The following is a 17330-nucleotide window of genomic DNA, read 5'->3' on the forward strand; positions in this document are numbered from 1 at the left end:
GCAGCAGCAGGGTGGCATTCATCTGTGTCATGATCCTAACCTGCCCGAAACAAAGCTTCACCGTCAAGTCTTAATACGTCGGCCATAATTGAGCGTGTCTCTTGCCTTGGGATTGGGCTAAAGTCACCCCGACTTTTTCTCCACCGGGCTTGATGGACCAGCAATGCCCCTCGATGGCGCAAAGGACCCACCGACGCCAGCCCCGCCACGGGCCGGGCGAAACAGGCTTGCATTCATCATGCTCCTGGCGACTGTGGTCTGGCTTGGCCTGTCCTGGTGGATCACAGCCATTTATAGCGATCACCGCGAGGCGCAATTGCGCGGGCAGGCTTCGGCATTGGCCCAGTCCTCGGCGGGGGCGTTGGGCAATGCCCTCAATCAGCGCCTGGCCCTGGTGCGCGGTCTTGCCGCCTTCATGGCGGTCAAGGCCGCCGAGAATCATCCCGAAGAGATCGACCTGGAATTCCCGGCCTTCGCCAGTGCCTGTTACCAGCAGGTTCCGGGCATCAGAAATATTTCGGTCGCGCCGGACTTCGTGGTCCGGCTGGTCTATCCGCAAGACGCCGGCAACCTCAAGGTGGTGGGGAACCATCTGCTTGACGACAAGCGCCCAGGCTTCGCCGAGGCGGTCAACCGCGCCATCAAGACCCGTGACCTGGCGGTGCACGAGCCGGTGGAACTGATTCAGGGCGGCCTGGGACTGATGGCCCGCCAGGCAATCTTCGTCGATGAGCGCCCCTGGGGAGCGGTCGGGATGGCCTTTTCCATCGCCTCCCTCCTGGATTCCGGCCTGATCGACAGCATGAGGACCTATATCTGGGGCCTGCGGACAAAGTCTGGAACTTTGGTGGGCGGTGATGCCGGGGTCTTCGCCATGCAGCCAGTCCTGGTGCCGATCGCTCTGCCGGAAGGATATTGGGAATTCGCCCTGGCCCCGCGTATGGGCTGGGCAAAGGCCACTGCCGAGGAAGCGGAAATCGCCGCCCTGCGCTTCGGCCTGCTGATCATCGGCATCGGCCTCCTCACTCTGACCTGGATCGCTCTGCGCAGGCGCGAGACCTTGGAAAAACTAGTGGAAAGCCGCACCCGCGAATTGTCCAACGCCAACCGGGAACTGGAGCGTTTCTCGTTCGTCGTCGCCCATGATTTACAAGAACCGCTGCGCTCCATCGTATCGTTCAGCCAGTTGGTGGAACGGGGCATGTCCGACCAACTGACGCCAGAGCACCGGGAATGGCTGTCCGGACTGGCAAACGCCGCCCGGCTGATGAAATCCCTGCTTCATGATGTTCAGATCTATCTGGGGGAAAGCAACGCCCCCCTGCCCAAGCGGCAGATTGACGCCGCCGAGGCTCTGGCCATGGCCCGACGCAAGCTGAGCGGCCCCATCAACCAAAGCGGGGCCACATTGGAGGTCTCTCCCCTGCCCATGGTGTGGGCCGACCATCATCGCCTGAGCGAGGCGTTCCTGGCTCTGATCGGCAATGCCATCGAATACCGATCGCCCGAGCGCCCGGCGGTGATCCGCATTTCGTCGCGCATGGAAGGGACGTACCTGTACATCGACATCGCCGATAACGGCATCGGAATCGAAGAGATGTATTTTGAACGTATATTCGATGTCTTTCAGCGCCTTCATGCCCGCTCGGCCCATCCCGGAACGGGAATGGGGCTAGCAATCGCCAAAAAGATGGTGGAACATCTGGGGGGAACCATTCGGGTCCGTTCCCAAATTGGGCAGGGGAGTGTTTTCTCCATCGTCCTGCCCGCGGCACGGACCCGGAGCGTAGATGCCCGATGGGAGAGACCGTGAACGAGGTTAGCGAGCAGGAATTCAAGGTAATGCTGGTTGAGGACGACCCAGGCGATGCCGGTCTGGTCAGAGCCGCCTTTGCCAGCAGCCGCTTCGTGTGCCGGATCGATCACATTTCCGATGGGGTTGAGGCCATGAAACGCCTGCGTGCCCTGGCCCTGGAGGGAACCCACGTCCTGCCCGACCTGATTCTGCTCGATCTCAACATGCCCAAGAAAAGCGGGCACGAGGTCCTGGTCGAGATGAAGGCCGATGCCGCCCTGAAGGATCTGCCGGTGGTGGTGCTCACCACATCCGACGCCGAACGCGACGTGGCCGCCGCCTATCACAGCGGGGCGTCGGGTTTCGTCACCAAGCCGGTGGATGTGGACGCCCTGTTCGAGGCCATCCAGGGAATCCTGGAATACTGGTTCGGAGTGATGCGGCTGCCGGTCAACCGGCCCTAGGCCGACAAAACCCTACAGACCCTTTTCGAAATCGGCGGGAGCCCGCATATAGGCGCCGAAAACGTCGGGCAGCTTGGCGCGCAGATCCGCGTCCGGGTCTTCCTGGTCCAGCTTCCACATCTTGATCTTCTCGCAGAAGATCTTGATCAGCTTCTTGTTGCCGGGCACGCCGAAGATTTCCGCGAATTTCTCCTCGCCCAGCTTTTCCGTGCCGATTTCCAGGAAGATGGGAATCTGGGAATAGTTCAGGAAGCGGACGATCTGGTTGATGGCCTCGCCCGAGAGGATGTGCAGATGGGTGGCCAACTGCTCCAGATCCTTGGCGTTCTGGACCTCCATGGCCTCCAGGCGCTCGCAGTCGACGCACATTTCCCAGAACTTCTCGCCCATCTTGTCGTAGACGGTGCCGTGCAGATAGTCGTAGCGGTCCTTACCCAGGAAGGCCACGCCCTTGGCGGCCAGGGGCTGGGTATCGAGCATTTCGCGCATCATGGAATCCGACAGGATGCGCTTGGCCTGATCCATGGAATGGCGGCCGATATCGGCCAGGGCGGCGATACCCTCGGGGGTGCGCAAGGTGGTGACGCCCAGCCCCATCTCGCGGATCAGCTTGACCGGCAGTTCGGCGAAACAGGGGATCAGCGGCACCTGCCAGTCGTAATCCAGATAATCTTTGATGGCGCCATAGAACTGGTCGGCCTGGGTGGGCGAAGGCTTGGGGACTTCCATGTCGCCCCATTTGCCCGAGACCAGGGATTGGATCTTCTCCAGAAGGGTCTTGGGCTCTTTCTTCACGGCCACGGGGGCGGCGGGCTTGTCAGCGGTGCCGAAACGCTTTTCGGCATAGGCCTTGGCGCCCGAGCGCACCACCATGGAAATCACCTGATTGAGCGAGCGCTCGCAGCGCAGAACGCCGTCATCGGTGGTCACCGGATCGCCGTTCTTGTCGATCAGCAGATCCTGGAACTGCTCGCGCTTGGTCTTGACCAGCTGCATGCAGGCGTAAAGCAGATCAGGGGTGGCCAAAACCGAGGCATAGGGATTGGGAAAGGCGGCCAGGGCGGGAATCAGCTGAGTGACACGGGCGGTCACCGGTCCCTTGATGGTGGTGACGATTTCCTTGCGGTTGGCCGCGTCCTTGTCGAGCGGCTTGGCCGCGGGCTTCGCGCTGCCGGCCATGGTTTTCCCCTTGTGAAAGTCCCGACGTCACTCGCCGAGCATGGTGGCTGGCAACTGATTCATCTTGGACAGCAGGTATTCCAGATCGTCGTTCTCGAAATCCACGCCGAGATCGCCGTACTGGGTCAGGATGCGTTCGATCATCCGGCGCGAGAAGCGCTCGCGGTCATTGGGGCCGCCGTCATATTCCATCTCGTAGGACACGTCGATGGCGGCGCGCATGGCGGCGTAGAAGGCCTTGGGCAGACCGGCCTTCTCGAACAAGGCCTCGAAACCGCGCTTGCCCGCGTCGTGGATCAGGGTGCGGCAGTTCTCGACCTTGATCTTGGCCAGCTTGGCGATGGCCACTTCGAAGAAGGTCATATCGCCCATACACACCGAGCGCAGCATGATGGACGGCGTGAGACGCCCCACATTGTAGAGATGCCCCACCAGCTGGGCCACGTCGCTTTCCGAATTGGACAGGCCCAGAACCGCCAGTTCGCGCGCCTGGATCATCATGGCGGCGGCGGCTTCCGGCGTCAGGTCGGGACGCGCCATCAGATGCTGGCGCAGATTCTCCGACACCTTGGTCATCAGGCGTTCGGCCACGGTGATGGGCAGCACCTTGCGCTCCACCATGGATTTGCCCACCTGCTCGGACTCGCCATAGCGGTCGACGACGCGGTTCAGCGCGGCCTCGTTCAGATCGGCGCCTTCGTTGGACACCAGGGTCGCCACGGCGGTTTCGTTGCCGCTATCGACCAGGGCATCGGCCAGGCTGGCGGAAACATGGCTGCGGCCAGCAACGGCCACCTGCTTTTCCGGGCTTTGGCTGCGCACGATCTCGATCAGATCCTCGTCGGTCAGAACCTCGGAGAACTGCAGCATGGGCAGCGACACGTCTTCGACGTCGCGGGCCAGGGACATGGCCACGTCATGGGGAACCGTCGGGTTCTCCTTGAGCTGGCGGGCCAGGGCCTCCCTGACCCGGACTTCGGCGTCGCGGACCATGAGGCGGAAGATGTCCTCGGCCAGCTTGCGTTCGCCATCGCTCAATCCCTGGTGTTGGGAGGCAATCTTATCGGCGATTTCGGCACGCACGTCCCCGGTCGGATTGGAGAGCAGGCGCTTGACGTCTTCTTCGTTGAGTTTCTGGTCCACGGCTGTGTTCTCTTGCCCCTTTCGGCGGACTATACAACGCTTCACCAGCCCTGAACAGGCGGGAAGGCGGCCCGACGCCAGTTACATCATATCAGACAAAAACGCACTCAGCACCTTCGGGGCTTGGGCTTCGAGCCCGGCCGCATATTGCCCTGTCGCGGCCCGTAATCCCGCCACGGATAATCCCGGCGTCGCGCCGATTTCACCGGCATGGCCGATGAACCAGCGCTCCAGCCCGATCCGCGTCGCCTCCACATGAAACTGCAGCCCCAGCCCGGCCCGCCCCCAGGAAAAGGCCTGGTGACGGGTGATGGGGGTAGAGGCCAGCAAAGTGGCGCCTTCGGGCAGATCGAAGGTGTCGCCGTGCCAATGGAGTACCGGCGTACCGGTCAGCGCGGCCAGGGGCGAGGCTCGCCCGGCCTCGGTCAGGTCCAGCGCCGACCAGCCGATTTCCTTCACGCCGCCATTGGGATAGACCCTGGCGCCCAGGGCGCGGGCCATCACTTGCGCCCCGAGACAAATGCCGATGACCGGTCGTCCGGCCCGCAGCCGCGCCTCGATCAGGCGCAACTCGTCTCTCAGAAAGGGGTAATCGCCATCATCATAGGCGCCGATCGGGCCGCCCAGAACCACCAGAAGATCGACGGTCTGCGCCTCAAGGGCCGAGATGTCGTCAAGACCGGCCTCCACATAGCGGATGGAATAGCCAGCCGCCTCCAGAGGCGCCTGAAAGCTGCCCAGGTCCTCGAACGCCACATGACGAATGGCGACACAGGTCTTCATGGTCCCCCACCGGCCAACCGCTTGCGGCCCTCCCAGGCCGCAGCCCCTTCATACCCGAGCGGCTTGCCTGCGTCGAGGCAGACTTACGGCCTTGGTCAGGCGGCGCGGACGTCCCTGAGGAAGACTTCGATGGTGGAGCGCAGATTGCCCGACTGCTCGGCCAGGGTGCGCGAGGCCTCCAGCACTTCCCGCGAAGAGGCCCCGGTCTGGTCGGCGGCGTCTTGCACCTGGACCACATTGCCCGACACCTCGGCGGTTCCGGCAGCCGCCTGCTCCACGTTGCGGGCGATTTCCTGGGTGGCGGCGCCTTGTTCCTCGACGGCATCGGCCACATCGCCGGAGATATTGCCGATTTCCTCGATGACCTTGACGATGCCGCCGATCGTGTCCACCACCCGATGGGTCTGATCCTGGATGGCGGCGATCTGGCGGCCGATATCGTCGGTGGCCCTGGCCGTCTGATTGGCCAGATTCTTGACCTCGCCCGCCACCACGGCGAATCCCTTGCCCGCCTCTCCGGCGCGGGCCGCCTCGATGGTGGCGTTGAGCGCCAGCAGATTGGTCTGCGACGCGATATCGGTGATCAGATTGATCACGTCGCCGATCTTCTGGGCGGTCTCGGCCAGTTCGTTGACCACGCCAGCCGCCTTGGCGGCCTCGCCCACCGCCTGTTGCGAGATGGTGGAGGAATGCGCCACCTGACGTCCGATTTCATTGATGGAGCCCGACAATTCCTCGGCGGCGGCGGCCACGGTCTGGACATTGACCGAGGCTTCTTCCGAGGCGGCGGCCACCGAGGTCGCCTGATGGCTGGTCTGCTGGGCGGTGGCGCTCATGGCGCCTGCCGTCGATTGCAACTGGCTGGCGGCGGCGGCCACCTCCTTGACCATGGCGCTGGCGGCGCCATCGAAGTCGCAGCACAGACTGGCGATGCGCTCGGCCCGCTGGCGCGCCGCCTCGTCGGCCCGCTTCTGCTTTTCCTCAAGCTCGTGCTGGCGGATCAGATTGGCGCGGAACACCTCCATGGCGGCGGCCATCTCGCCCACCTCGTCGGCGCGATGGGCGGACGGGATCTCCACCGAAGTATCGCCCTTGGACAGATGATCCATGGCCCCGGTCATGGCCACCAGCGGCGGCACGATGGACGCCGCGGTGCGCTGGGCGGTGACCAAAGCCATGATCAGGCCCGCGAAGAACACCCCCACCGCCACCGTGATCATCATATCGACCAGACCAGCAACCTCGCGGGAATCCTCGTCGAGAAGTTGCTTCTGGTTGTCGACCATTCCGCCCGAACGCTTGCCGTCGGCCCCCTTCGCGCCCGAGAACAGGACCACCAGCCGGTTGACACGGGGAATGGCCTCGCTGACCAGAATTTCCACCCCTTCCCGGGTGGCCCCCAAGGCTTCGGCCTTGCCCTGGGCGGTCTTGAGTTCCAGCAGCAGCGTGCGCGCCTCGGTCCAGGCGTCCTGGTTGCGTGGATTGGTGAAGCGGGCCACAAGCCTGTCCATCTCGGCCATCTGAGCCCCCAACTCACCCCAGATCTCCGCCCGCTCCGTCTTGAAGCCATCCTTGCCGGTCAACAGATAGCCGCGCAACGCAGCCAGGGAGGCGTACATGCGCCCCTCGATGGCGGAACCGGTCTGGGCCACGGGCATGCGCAGGCCGAGCATGCGGTCGGCGGCCCGGTTAACGGCAAGCGCCTCGACGATGATGGTGCCCGTCACCACGGCGATCAGGGCGCACAAGATTCCGAAACCCAGCCACAACCGCTTACCGATGCGCATCCCAGATTTCACGGATCCTGACATTTCGCCCCCCAACTTTGCCCCGATTCGAAGAAAAACCCGCCGTCAGCCAACCTTGATCTTCTTTTGGGGACGATATCAAAAGGTGGATATGAAAATCCACTTATAATGCGGGCCAGCCCCTGGCGGGCGGGCGCGGTAATTTCCCTTGCATCCCCGGCGGGGCAGGCGACAATCGCCGGTTATGAACACCGAGAAGACATCCTGGCTGAAGACCGTCATCGAGCCCTTGCGCACGGTGATGCGCGAATTGCTGGCCGCGTCCCTGTTCATCAATCTGATGGCGCTGGCGGTCCCCATCTTCGTGATGCAAGTCTATGACCGGGTGATCGGCCATAACGGCACCGCCACCCTGAAGGGACTGGTGATCGGCGTGGCCGTGCTGCTGGCCTTCGACTGGATCATCCGCACGTCGCGCGGGCGGATCATGCAGACGGCGGCCTTGCGCATCGATGTGGAGATCGGCACCAAGCTGTTCGACAAGATCATGCATCTGCCGCTGCGCGCCCTGGAAAGCCGCCCGGCCTCGTTCTGGCAGACCCTGTTCCGCGACGTGGACACCATCCGCAACACGGTGTCGGGCTCCACCGCCATCCTTCTGACCGACCTGCCCTTCGTGCTGATCTTCTTAGGGGTGATCTTCGTCATCGGCCGCCCGCTGGCCCTGGTCTTCGTTTTGCTGTTCGTGGCCTTCCTGGTCCTGGCCTGGCGCTCCGGCGGCGCCATGAAGGAAAGCACCGGCAAGGAAAAGAACGTCCAGCAATCCCGCGACGGACTGGTGGCCGAGATCATCGCCGGCCGCGCCACCGTCAAGGCGGTGGCGCTCGACCGCGCCATCCGTCCCATCTGGGAGGAGCGTCAGGCGGGCGCCATCGAACAATCCATCCAGCGCGGCGCCGTCAACGACGAATATGTCAATCTGGGTCAGATGCTGACCATGCTGGGCAGCGTGCTGCTGACCACGGTGGGCGCGGTCTTTATCATGGACCATGACCTGACCATGGGCGCATTGGTGGCCTGCAACATGCTGTCGTCGCGGCTTTACGGCCCCATCAACCAACTGGTGGGGGCCTGGAAGAGCTTTTCCTCGTTCCGCCAGTCGGTGGACCGCCTGGGCGAGGTCTTCGCCGAGAAGGAGGAGCGCCGCCACAGCGCCATCGCCCGTGAACGCCCCACCGGCCTCATCACGCTGGAAGACATTTCCTTCGCCTATGACCAGAAGTCCCAGGCGGCGGCGTCCATCGACCGGCTGGAAATCCATCCCGGCGGCATCACCGCCGTGCTGGGCCGCAACGGCTCGGGCAAGACCACGCTGCTCAAGATCATCCTAGGCCTTTATCACCCGGCCAAGGGCCGCGTCCTGCTGGATCAGGCCGACATCGCCCAGTTCACACGGTCCGAACTGGCGGGATGGATGGGCTATGTGCCCCAGGAATGCGTGCTGTTCAACGCCTCCATCCGCGACAACATCGTCTATGGCGCGCCCGGTGCCAGCGACGAGCAGATCCTGGCCGCCGCCAGGGAAGCGGGCGTGCACCAGTATATCGTCGATCTGCCCGACGGCTACGGCACCTCCATCGGCGAGGCCGGGTCGCGGCTGTCGGCGGGGCAGCGTCAACGCATCGCCATCGCCCGCGCCTTGCTGGGCGACCCGCCCGTTCTGCTGCTGGACGAGCCCTCGGCCAGCCTGGACCGCCAGGCCGAGGAGGATCTGCGCAACACCCTGGCCGAGTTGGGCAAGACCCATACGGTAATCATCGTCACCCATTCTCCAGTCCTGCTGCCCATCTGCCGCGATGTGGTGGTTCTCGATAAGGGAAGCGTCGCCGCCGCTGGTCCGGCGGCCGAGACCCTTCAACGTCTGTTTGGCGCCCGGCCACAGCCTCAGCCCCCTGCCCAGCCTCAGCCGCAACCGGCCCCGCCCCCACCCCCGCATGTGGTGTCGCAGCCGCCACCGCCGCTGGGCGGCGGCGTGCGCATCGGCGTGGGAGGCAATTCATGACCCAGCCCCCGCCTTCACCGCCCCAGGCCCTGGGCCAGATCACTCCGGTCAAGGTTCCCGCCGATCAGGCCATTGCCGGCACGCCGCCGCCAGGCGCGGGCGCGGGCCCGCAAAATGGTCCCTCGGGCGAACAGCCGCAGATGACCCAGGAACAGATGATGCAGGCCATGGCCGCCATGATGGGCGGCGGCGGCGGTCCGCCTGGCGGACCGAAAGGACCGCCGCCCACCGCCATGCAATCCATTCGGAGTGGGCTTGTCACCTTCTGGAAGACCCTGTGCTGGCTGATGGCCGCCCCGGAAAAGCCCGAGGATGCCCCCACCGGTCTGCTGGCCTGGCCGCGCCGCATCCTGATCGGCACCCGCGACTGGTTCCTGCCCGCCATGAATCCCATCGGACCGGCGCCGTTGCAGGATTATCACGCGCCCCAATTCGGCTCGCGCCTTTACGCCCTGGCCAATTCCTATCCCCTGCCCACCTGGCGGCCCCTGGCCCGCGTGGTGATGAGCCTGACCGGAATCTTCATCGTCTGGGCCTTCGTCTCCCATCTGGACGAAGTAGCCATCGCCGAGGGCGAGGTCGTTCCCGAAGGCAAGGTCAAGGTCATCCAGCACCTGGAAGGCGGCGTGGTGCGCGAGATCATGGTCACCGATGGCTCGGAGGTCAAAGAGGGCGCACCGCTGATCCTGCTGGACCTGCCGGTCAGTTCGCTCAACAAGGAGGAATTGCAGGCCCGCATGGACGGCTACATGCTTCAGCGCGCCCGCCTCGAAGCCGAGTTGAACGACAAGCCGGTGGCCTTCCCCGAGGAGGAAGCCAAGCGCCAGCCCGCCCTGGTGGAATCCGAGCGCCGTTCGTTCGAAGCCCGCCGCCAGGCCCTTAACGCGACCCTGACCGTGCTTCGCGATCAAGTCCGCCAGAAGGGCCTGGAAGTACAGGAATACGAAACCAAATCGCGGTCCATCACCACCAGCCTGCGCCTTTCCCAGGAAAGGCTGGTCATGTCCACCGACCTGATCAAGGCCGGTCTGGCCTCGAAGATGGACCACGTCCAGATCCAGTCCCAGGTGGAGGACCTGAAGGGCCAGCTTGAATCCGTGCGCGCCTCCATTCCCCGCGCCGAAGCCGCCCAACAGGAGGCCAAGGGCCGGGTCGCCGAGGAAATGGCCCGTTTCCAGCGCACCGCCCAAAGCGAAATGTCCGAGGCCGAACTCAATATCGCGCGGACCCGGGAACTGTTCATCCAGGCCACCGACCAGCAACGCCGCACCTTGATCGCCAGCCCCATCGACGGCATCGTCAAGAATATGCGCTCCAACACCATCGGCGGCGTGGTTCGCCCCGGCGATCCCATCATGGAGATCGTTCCCTTGCACGAACGCCTTCAGGTGGATGCCAAGCTCAATCCCATGGATCGCGGCTATGTCCAGGAAGGCCAGCGCGCCACGGTGAAGATCAGCGCCTATGACTACACCACCTATGGCGGCCTGGACGGCGATGTCATCTTGGTGGCGCCCGACACCACCGTGCCCCAGACCCCCAACGCCCAGCCCTATTACCGGGTGGTGGTCCAGACCGACCGCGCCTATATCGGCGACGAACAGGCCAAGCGACTGATCAGCGCGGGCATGCAGGCCACGGTGGAAATCCACACCGGCACCCGCTCCATCATGGAATTCCTGATCAAGCCGGTGATCAAACTGCGTCACGAGGCGTTCCGGGAACGGTAGTCGGAGAAATTTACGCAGGTCCTGTCACATCCTCCCCGGCCCGCGCGTCATCAAGGCGTATCTCACCGCACAAGGATCGCCTTCATGGACACGCGTTTCGACATCACCACCTTGGCGCCCCAGGCCTATCAGGGGCTCTATGCCGTCTCGGACATTCTGGCCGGGTCCAGCCTGGGGGCCGGGTTCAAGCATCTGATCGACCTTCGGGTCTCGCAACTCAACAACTGCCATTTCTGCCAGAATCTGCACCGCGAATGGGGCCTGCGCGACGGCGTCACCGAAGAGCAATTGGCCGCCGTGGCCCAGTGGCCCGTTTCGCCCCTGTTCGACGAAGGCCAAAGGGCCGCCTTCGCCTGGGCCGAGGCGCTGACCCGCCAGGACGAGGACAAGGTCCCCGGCCTGCTGGCCGAATTACGCCGCCACCATGCCGACACTTTCATCGCCGAGCTCACCATGACCATCGCGGTGATCAATGCCTGGAACCGGGTCGGCATCTCGGCCTATGCGGTGGGGCCCCATGGCTGAGGGACCCCATGGCTGAGGGACAAAGCCCCGCCCTGGTGCAGTTTTTGGCCCAGCGGCCGCGTCTGCGGCTGCTGGCTTACCGCCTGCTGGGCAGTACCGCCGATGCCGAGGACGTGGTTCAGGACGCCTGGCTGAAATGGAATCTGGTGGCCGACAGTGTGGAGGAACCCGCCGCCTTTCTCACCACCCAGGTCACCAGGCTGGCCATTGACCGGTTGCGCAAGGATCAGCGCCGCGCCCGTCTTGGCGCCCAATGGCTGCCCGACCCCTGGGTGGAAATGGTGGAACCGGGCGAGGCCGATCTGTCCACCGGACTGTTGCTGCTGCTGGAGCGCCTGACGCCGGATCAGCGGGCGGTCTATGTTCTTCGCGAAGCCATGGATCTGGATTTCGCCGACATCGCCGCCACCTTGGGCAAGAGCGTCGCCACATGCCGCCAGATCATGAGCCGGGCCCGTGCCGCGCTCAAAGGCGAGGTGCGCTTCGACTGGGATGCGGCCCAGACCGCCACCCTGGTGCGGCGCTTCGCCGCCGCCTGCGACCAGCGCGACTACGGCGCCCTGGTTTCGCTTTTGGGAACGGAATCGCGCCTGATCAGCGATGGGGGCGCCAAGGTCAAGTCCGCCCGCAATCCCATCTTGGGGCCCGACCGCATCGCCCGCTTTCTGCTGGGTGTGCGCCGCAAGTTCCAGCCCGCCGACTTCACCTTCCGCATGGCCGAGGTCAACGGCCTGCCCGCCCTGGTCGGCGAAGCCCAGGGCACAGCCCGCTGGGTCCTCACTTTCGGCTGCGCCCAGGGGCGCATCGGCGGAGTCTATTTGCTGGCCGATCCCGACCGGCTGCCCTATTCCACCATCTCGTCGTCGGTATAACCCTGGGCGTAGAGCAGGGTGACCAGATCGCCGTGATCGACGCGCACGCGCGCCTCGGCGGCCACCACCGGCTTGGCGTGGAAAGCCACGCCCAAACCGGCGGCGCGCAGCATGTCCAGATCATTGGCGCCATCGCCCACCGCCACCGCCAATTCCGGCGTGATGCCAAGCTCGGCCGACACGGCGTTGAGCGTGGCCAACTTGGTCTCGCGGCCGATGATGGTGTCACCGACCTGACCGGTCAGTCGACCGTTCTCGACCATCAGTTCATTGGCGATGTCGCGGTGGAAGCCGCAGGATTCGCGGACCTTGGTGGTGAAGAACTTGAACCCGCCCGAGACCAACACGGCATAGGCCCCGTGCTTGACCATGGTGCGCACCAGCTTGTGAGCGCCCGGCGTGAATTCGGTGCGGTCCCAGGTCTTTTGCAGGCAGTCTTCCGACAGGTCCTTGAGCAGGCCGACGCGTTCACGCAAAGCGGCCTCGAAGCCGATCTCGCCATTCATGGCGCGCGCGGTGATGCGCGCGATGTGATCTTTGAGCCCCGCGAAATCGGCCAGTTCGTCCAGGGTCTCGCCGATGACCATGGTGGAATCCATGTCGGCGACCAGCAGCTTCTTGCGCCGCCCCTCGGCCTTCTGGGCGACCACGTCCACGCTCCAGCCCTCGAGGATGCGGGCCGCCACCTGATCGGCCTCGCGCGGGTCCAGTTCGGAAAAGTCCAGGTCGCAGGCGTGTTCCGGGCTCAGCCACCGGGCCTGCCCCACCTCGGCGCCCAAGGCCCGGAGCGCGCCGCGCACCTCGAAGACCAGCGAGGAATCAAGCCCCTCTCCACCATGTCCGGCGATCAGGGTCAGAACGTTGATCATGGTGCGTCCTTGGAGGAGAAGGGAAAAACGGTCCCGTTTACTGCACCGCAACACGGCTTGGCAAGCATGAAGCCCTTGGCTGATGCCTTGGCGAGGGATAAACCTGTGGGCGACGTCATTGCTTCGGGAGGTCCAAAGTGTCCGTGCCGCTGCTCCGCCCCTTTCCCGGCCTGCGCCCCACATCCTTGACCGCGTCCCAGGTGGCCGCACCACCCTATGACGTGTTGTCCTCTGACGAGGCCCGCGAGATGGCTTTGGGCAAGCCCCATTCCTTCCTGCACGTCTCCAAGCCCGAGATTGATCTGCCCCCCGGCACTGATGTTTACGCCCCCGCCGTCTATGCCAAGGCGGCGGAGAATCTGAAAGCCATGGCGGCGGCGGGCGTGCTGGTCAGGGATGCCAAGCCCTGCTTTTACGTCTACCGCCTGAAGATGGGCAGCCATGTCCAGACCGGCATCGTCGGCGGCGGCTCGGTGGCGGCCTATGATGCCAACCGCATCCGCAAGCATGAATTCACCCGGCCCGACAAGGAAGACGACCGCGTCCGCCAGATCGATGCCTGCGACGCCCAGACCGGCCCTGTCCTGCTGGCGCACCGCGACACGCCGGAACTGGCCGCCGTCATCAAGGCGGTGACCGCCGCCCCGCCCGCCTATTCGGTCACCGCCGCCGACGGCATCGTCCATACCCTGTGGGTGATGGATAACGAAGCGCAGATCCAGACGGTAACCCGCTCCTTCGATGCCATGGAGGCGGTCTATATCGCCGACGGCCATCACCGCTCGGCCGCCGCGTCGCGGGTCGCGGCGGCCCGGCGTCAGGGCAACGCAGACGGGGCTTGTGAATCGTTCCTAGTGGTGACCTTTCCCATCCATGAGATGAAGATCTTCGACTACAACCGGGTGGTCAAAGACCTGGGCGGCCTGACATCCCAGGCTTTCCTCAAGGCGCTGGATTCCGAGTTCACAGTGGAGCCCAGCCCCGAACAGGCCCGCCCCGCCCATTCCCGCCAGTTCGGCCTGTACATCGAGGGCCGGTGGTACCGGCTGGGGATCAAGAATCCGCCCCCCGCCGATCCCGTCGCCCGCCTCGACGTCAGCCTGCTGTCCGACCGCCTGCTGGGGCCGGTGCTGGGCATCCATGACCTCAGAAAGGACAAGCGCGTCGACTTCGTGGGCGGCAAGCGCGGTCTGTCCGAGTTGGAGCGCCGCGTCGATTCGGGCGAGATGGCCTGCGCCTTCGCCCTGTTTCCCACCCAAATGGAGGATCTGGTGGCCGTGGCCGATTCCAATCAGGTGATGCCGCCCAAATCCACCTGGTTCGAGCCCAAATTGGCCGATGGGCTGGTCAGCTATCCTTTGGACTGGCGGTAGCGCGTCCTGGGCGAATGACCTTATATAAGAACGCCTTTTTCCTCCTGTTTAAGCGGGTAGCCATGACCACGTCCCTGAAGATCCTCGCCGCCGCCCTTGCCCTGGTGATTCTCGTGCCCGCCGCCCAGGCCCAAACCCAGGTCGTGCCGACCTCGCGCGAGCAGGTGAAACTGACCTTCGCGCCGGTGGCCCGTCAGGTGGCGCCCGCCGTGGTCAATATCTATACCAAGCGGGTGGTCAGGGCCGCCGCCTCGCCCATGTTCGCCGATCCCTTCTTCCGCCGCTTCTTCGGTGATGTGCCGGGCATGAGCCAGGACCGGGTGCAGCGCTCTCTGGGCTCGGGCGTGATGATCGGGGCCGACGGCACGGTGGTCACCAACCACCACGTCATCAAGGACGCCGACGAGGTCACCGTGATCCTCTCCGACCGCCGCGAATTCGAGGCCCGCATCGTCGGCTCGGACGAGCGCACCGATCTGGCGGTGCTCAAGATCGACGGCGGAAAAGAGAGCTTTCCCACCCTGGTTCTGGGCGATTCCGACGCCATCGAGGTGGGCGACGTGGTGCTGGCCGTGGGCAATCCGTTCGGCGTTGGCCAGACGGTGACCCAGGGCATCATCTCGGCCCTGGCGCGCACCAATGTGGGCGTGTCCGACGTGCAAAGCTTCATCCAGACCGATGCCGCCATCAATCCCGGCAATTCCGGCGGCGCCCTGGTGGATCTGCAAGGCCGCCTGATCGGCATCAACAGCGCCATCTATTCCAAGGACGGCGGCTCCAACGGCATCGGCTTCGCCATTCCCACCGCCCTGGTCCGGCAGGTGACCACCTCCATCGCCAAGGGCGGCAAGGTGGTGCGGCCCTGGCTGGGCGCATCGGGTCAGGCGGTAACCGCCGATCTGGCCCAGGCCATGAAGCTTCCCCGGCCCGTGGGCGTGCTGGTCAACCATATCAGCCCCGATTCCCCCGCCCAGCGGGCCGGTCTGGCCGATGGCGACGTGATCGTCGCGGTGGAAGGACGCGAGGTTGACGATACCGAAGGCATGCGTTTTCGCCTCGCCACCCTGGCCATCGGCTCGGAGGCGCGCCTTACCGTGTTACGGGGCGGCGTGGAACGGATTCTGACCGTCCGTCTGGTGGCGCCCCCGGAAAACCCGCCCCGCGACAAAACCGAGATCAACGGCCGCAACCCCTTTTCCGGCACGACCCTGGTCAATCTCAACCCGGCCCTGGCCGAGGAACTGGGCATCAATTCCAGCCTGACCGGCGTGATGATCCTGGCCATCAAGCGTGGCTCGGTGGCCAACCGCCTGGGGCTGCAGCCCGGCGACATGCTGATCAAGATCAACGAACGCGCCATTGCCAGCGTCGCCGACGCCCGCCGGTCGCTGGACGCCGAATCGGCCCGCTGGGCCATCACCATCAAGCGTAACGGCGAGGTGATGAGCTTGGTCCTGGGCGGATGAGTTCCCTTTTCGACACCCCTTCCAGCGACAAGCCCCTGGCCGAACGCCTGAGGCCGGGGGCCCTGGACGAGGTGGTGGGGCAAGGCCATCTGCTGGCCGCCACCGCACCCCTGGGCCGCATGCTGGCGGCGGGGCGTCTGGCCTCGGTGATCCTGTGGGGACCGCCCGGCTGCGGCAAGACCACCATCGCCCGGCTACTGGCGGAAAAGGTCGGTCTCTATTTCGAGCCGCTGTCGGCCGTCTTCTCCGGCGTCGCCGATCTGCGCAAGGTGTTCGACGCCGCCGAAAAGAGAAAGCAGACCGGTCGGTCGACATTGCTGTTCGTGGACGAAATCCACCGTTTCAACCGGGCGCAGCAGGACGGCTTCCTGCCCTATGTGGAAAACGGCACCGTGGTTCTGGTGGGTGCGACCACCGAGAACCCATCCTTCGAACTGAACGGAGCGCTACTGTCACGCTGTCAGGTCCTGGTCCTGCACCGCCTGGACGACGGGGCGCTGGAAGACCTTCTGGTCAAGGCCGAGGCTGATCTGGGCCGCGCCCTGCCCCTGGATGCGGATGCCCGCGCCGCCATGCGCGCCATGGCCGATGGCGACGGCCGCTATCTGCTCAATCTGGCCGAGGATCTGGCCATGCTGCCGCCCGAGCCGGTGCTGGACGCCGCCGGTCTGGCCCAAGCGGTGCAGCGGCGCGCGCCCGCCTATGACAAGGACCGCGAAGGCCATTACAACCTGATCAGCGCGTTGCACAAGAGCTTGCGCGGCTCGGACACCGACGCGGCGCTCTATTGGATGGCCCGCATGCTGGAAGGCGGCGAGGACCCGCTGTTCATCGCCCGCCGTCTGACCCGCTTTGCCGTCGAAGATATCGGTCTGGCCGATCCGCAGGCCGTCACCCAGGCCATCGCCGCCTGGGATGTCTATGAGCGGTTGGGCAGCCCCGAGGGCGAACTGGCGCTCGCCCAACTGGTGATCTATCTGGGCACGGCGCCCAAGTCCAACGCCGCCTATATGGCCTATAAGGCGGCCAGGAAGGCGGCCAAGACCACCGGCTCGGCCGCGCCGCCCATGCATATCCTGAACGCGCCCACCAAGATGATGAAGGACCTTGGCTATTCCAAGGGCTACCAGTACGACCACGACGACCCGGACGGCTTCTCGGGCCAGAACTACTTCCCCGACGCCATGGAACGGATCCGCTTCTATAAGCCGGTCGAGCGCGGCTTCGAGCGCGACATCAGGAAGCGGCTGGAATACTGGGACCGGCTGCGCATGAAAAAGGGGGGCTGAAGCCCCCCTTTCCCATCATCGGCTCAAGGACC

The 17330-nt window shown here is 64.8% G+C and carries 14 protein-coding genes; 9 read left to right on the top strand and 5 right to left on the bottom strand.

The window, feature by feature from the left end; translation table 11 throughout:
* The first annotated feature begins 238 nt into the window (after positions 1-238).
* Together CCC_RS01305 and CCC_RS01310 are read left to right on the top strand one after the other, a co-directional pair.
* Positions 239-1813: a sensor histidine kinase gene (locus CCC_RS01305; RefSeq protein WP_009868004.1), complete on the top strand. Its 1575-nt coding sequence runs from the start codon at positions 239-241 to the stop codon at positions 1811-1813.
* Complete coding sequence (locus CCC_RS01310) at positions 1810-2259, top strand: response regulator (protein ID WP_269078859.1); 450 nt, start codon at positions 1810-1812, stop codon at positions 2257-2259. The genes CCC_RS01305 and CCC_RS01310 overlap by 4 nt, the downstream gene beginning before the upstream one ends.
* 12 nt (positions 2260-2271) lie before the next feature.
* On the opposite strand, the gene CCC_RS01315 is transcribed toward CCC_RS01310, so the two are convergent.
* The 4 genes from CCC_RS01315 to CCC_RS01330 all read right to left on the bottom strand — a co-directional run bounded on the left by CCC_RS01315 (position 2272) and on the right by CCC_RS01330 (position 7151).
* Complete coding sequence (locus CCC_RS01315; RefSeq protein WP_009867999.1) at positions 2272-3438, bottom strand: hypothetical protein; 1167 nt, start codon at positions 3436-3438, stop codon at positions 2272-2274.
* A 27-nt stretch (positions 3439-3465) separates the two neighbouring features.
* On the bottom strand, positions 3466-4581 hold the full coding sequence (locus tag CCC_RS01320) for a DUF2336 domain-containing protein (RefSeq protein WP_009867997.1): 1116 nt from the start codon (positions 4579-4581) through the stop codon (positions 3466-3468).
* Between the two features lie 81 nt (positions 4582-4662).
* Positions 4663-5364, bottom strand: a complete 702-nt coding sequence (locus CCC_RS01325; protein WP_009867995.1) for a glutamine amidotransferase — start codon at positions 5362-5364, stop codon at positions 4663-4665.
* Positions 5365-5459: 95 nt separating this feature from the next.
* Complete coding sequence (locus CCC_RS01330) at positions 5460-7151, bottom strand: methyl-accepting chemotaxis protein (protein WP_082036451.1); 1692 nt, start codon at positions 7149-7151, stop codon at positions 5460-5462.
* A 205-nt stretch (positions 7152-7356) separates the two neighbouring features.
* On the opposite strand from CCC_RS01330, the gene CCC_RS01335 reads away from it, so the two are divergent.
* The 4 genes from CCC_RS01335 (at position 7357) to CCC_RS01350 (ending at position 12301) form a co-directional block, all read left to right on the top strand.
* Positions 7357-9174 carry a peptidase domain-containing ABC transporter gene (locus tag CCC_RS01335; protein WP_009870208.1) on the top strand — a complete coding sequence of 606 codons (1818 nt, stop codon included), beginning with the start codon at positions 7357-7359 and terminating at the stop codon, positions 9172-9174.
* Positions 9171-10904 carry an HlyD family type I secretion periplasmic adaptor subunit gene (locus CCC_RS01340; RefSeq protein WP_009870207.1) on the top strand — a complete coding sequence of 578 codons (1734 nt, stop codon included), beginning with the start codon at positions 9171-9173 and terminating at the stop codon, positions 10902-10904. The genes CCC_RS01335 and CCC_RS01340 overlap by 4 nt, the downstream gene beginning before the upstream one ends.
* A gap of 84 nt (positions 10905-10988) precedes the next feature.
* Positions 10989-11429, top strand: coding sequence for a carboxymuconolactone decarboxylase family protein (locus CCC_RS01345; RefSeq protein WP_009870206.1), 441 nt, complete (start codon positions 10989-10991; stop codon positions 11427-11429).
* Positions 11430-11437: 8 nt separating this feature from the next.
* Entirely contained in the window at positions 11438-12301 is an 864-nt protein-coding gene (locus CCC_RS01350; protein ID WP_009870205.1) for a sigma-70 family RNA polymerase sigma factor, read from the top strand.
* Here CCC_RS01350 and serB read toward each other — a convergent pair.
* Entirely contained in the window at positions 12274-13170 is an 897-nt protein-coding gene (gene serB, locus CCC_RS01355; RefSeq protein WP_009870204.1) for a phosphoserine phosphatase SerB, read from the bottom strand. The genes CCC_RS01350 and serB overlap by 28 nt on opposite strands.
* 137 nt (positions 13171-13307) lie before the next feature.
* On the opposite strand from serB, the gene CCC_RS01360 reads away from it, so the two are divergent.
* From CCC_RS01360 to CCC_RS01370, 3 genes are all read left to right on the top strand, one after another.
* Positions 13308-14543 carry a DUF1015 domain-containing protein gene (locus CCC_RS01360; protein WP_009870203.1) on the top strand — a complete coding sequence of 412 codons (1236 nt, stop codon included), beginning with the start codon at positions 13308-13310 and terminating at the stop codon, positions 14541-14543.
* Between the two features lie 62 nt (positions 14544-14605).
* On the top strand, positions 14606-16009 hold the full coding sequence (locus tag CCC_RS01365) for a DegQ family serine endoprotease (protein ID WP_009870202.1): 1404 nt from the start codon (positions 14606-14608) through the stop codon (positions 16007-16009).
* On the top strand, positions 16006-17298 hold the full coding sequence (locus CCC_RS01370; RefSeq protein ID WP_009870201.1) for a replication-associated recombination protein A: 1293 nt from the start codon (positions 16006-16008) through the stop codon (positions 17296-17298). Before CCC_RS01365 ends, CCC_RS01370 begins: the two co-directional genes overlap by 4 nt.
* Positions 17299-17330 lie beyond the last annotated feature (32 nt).

It is taken from the genome of Paramagnetospirillum magnetotacticum MS-1 (assembly GCF_000829825.1).
Lineage (GTDB): Bacteria > Pseudomonadota > Alphaproteobacteria > Rhodospirillales > Magnetospirillaceae > Phaeospirillum > Phaeospirillum magnetotacticum.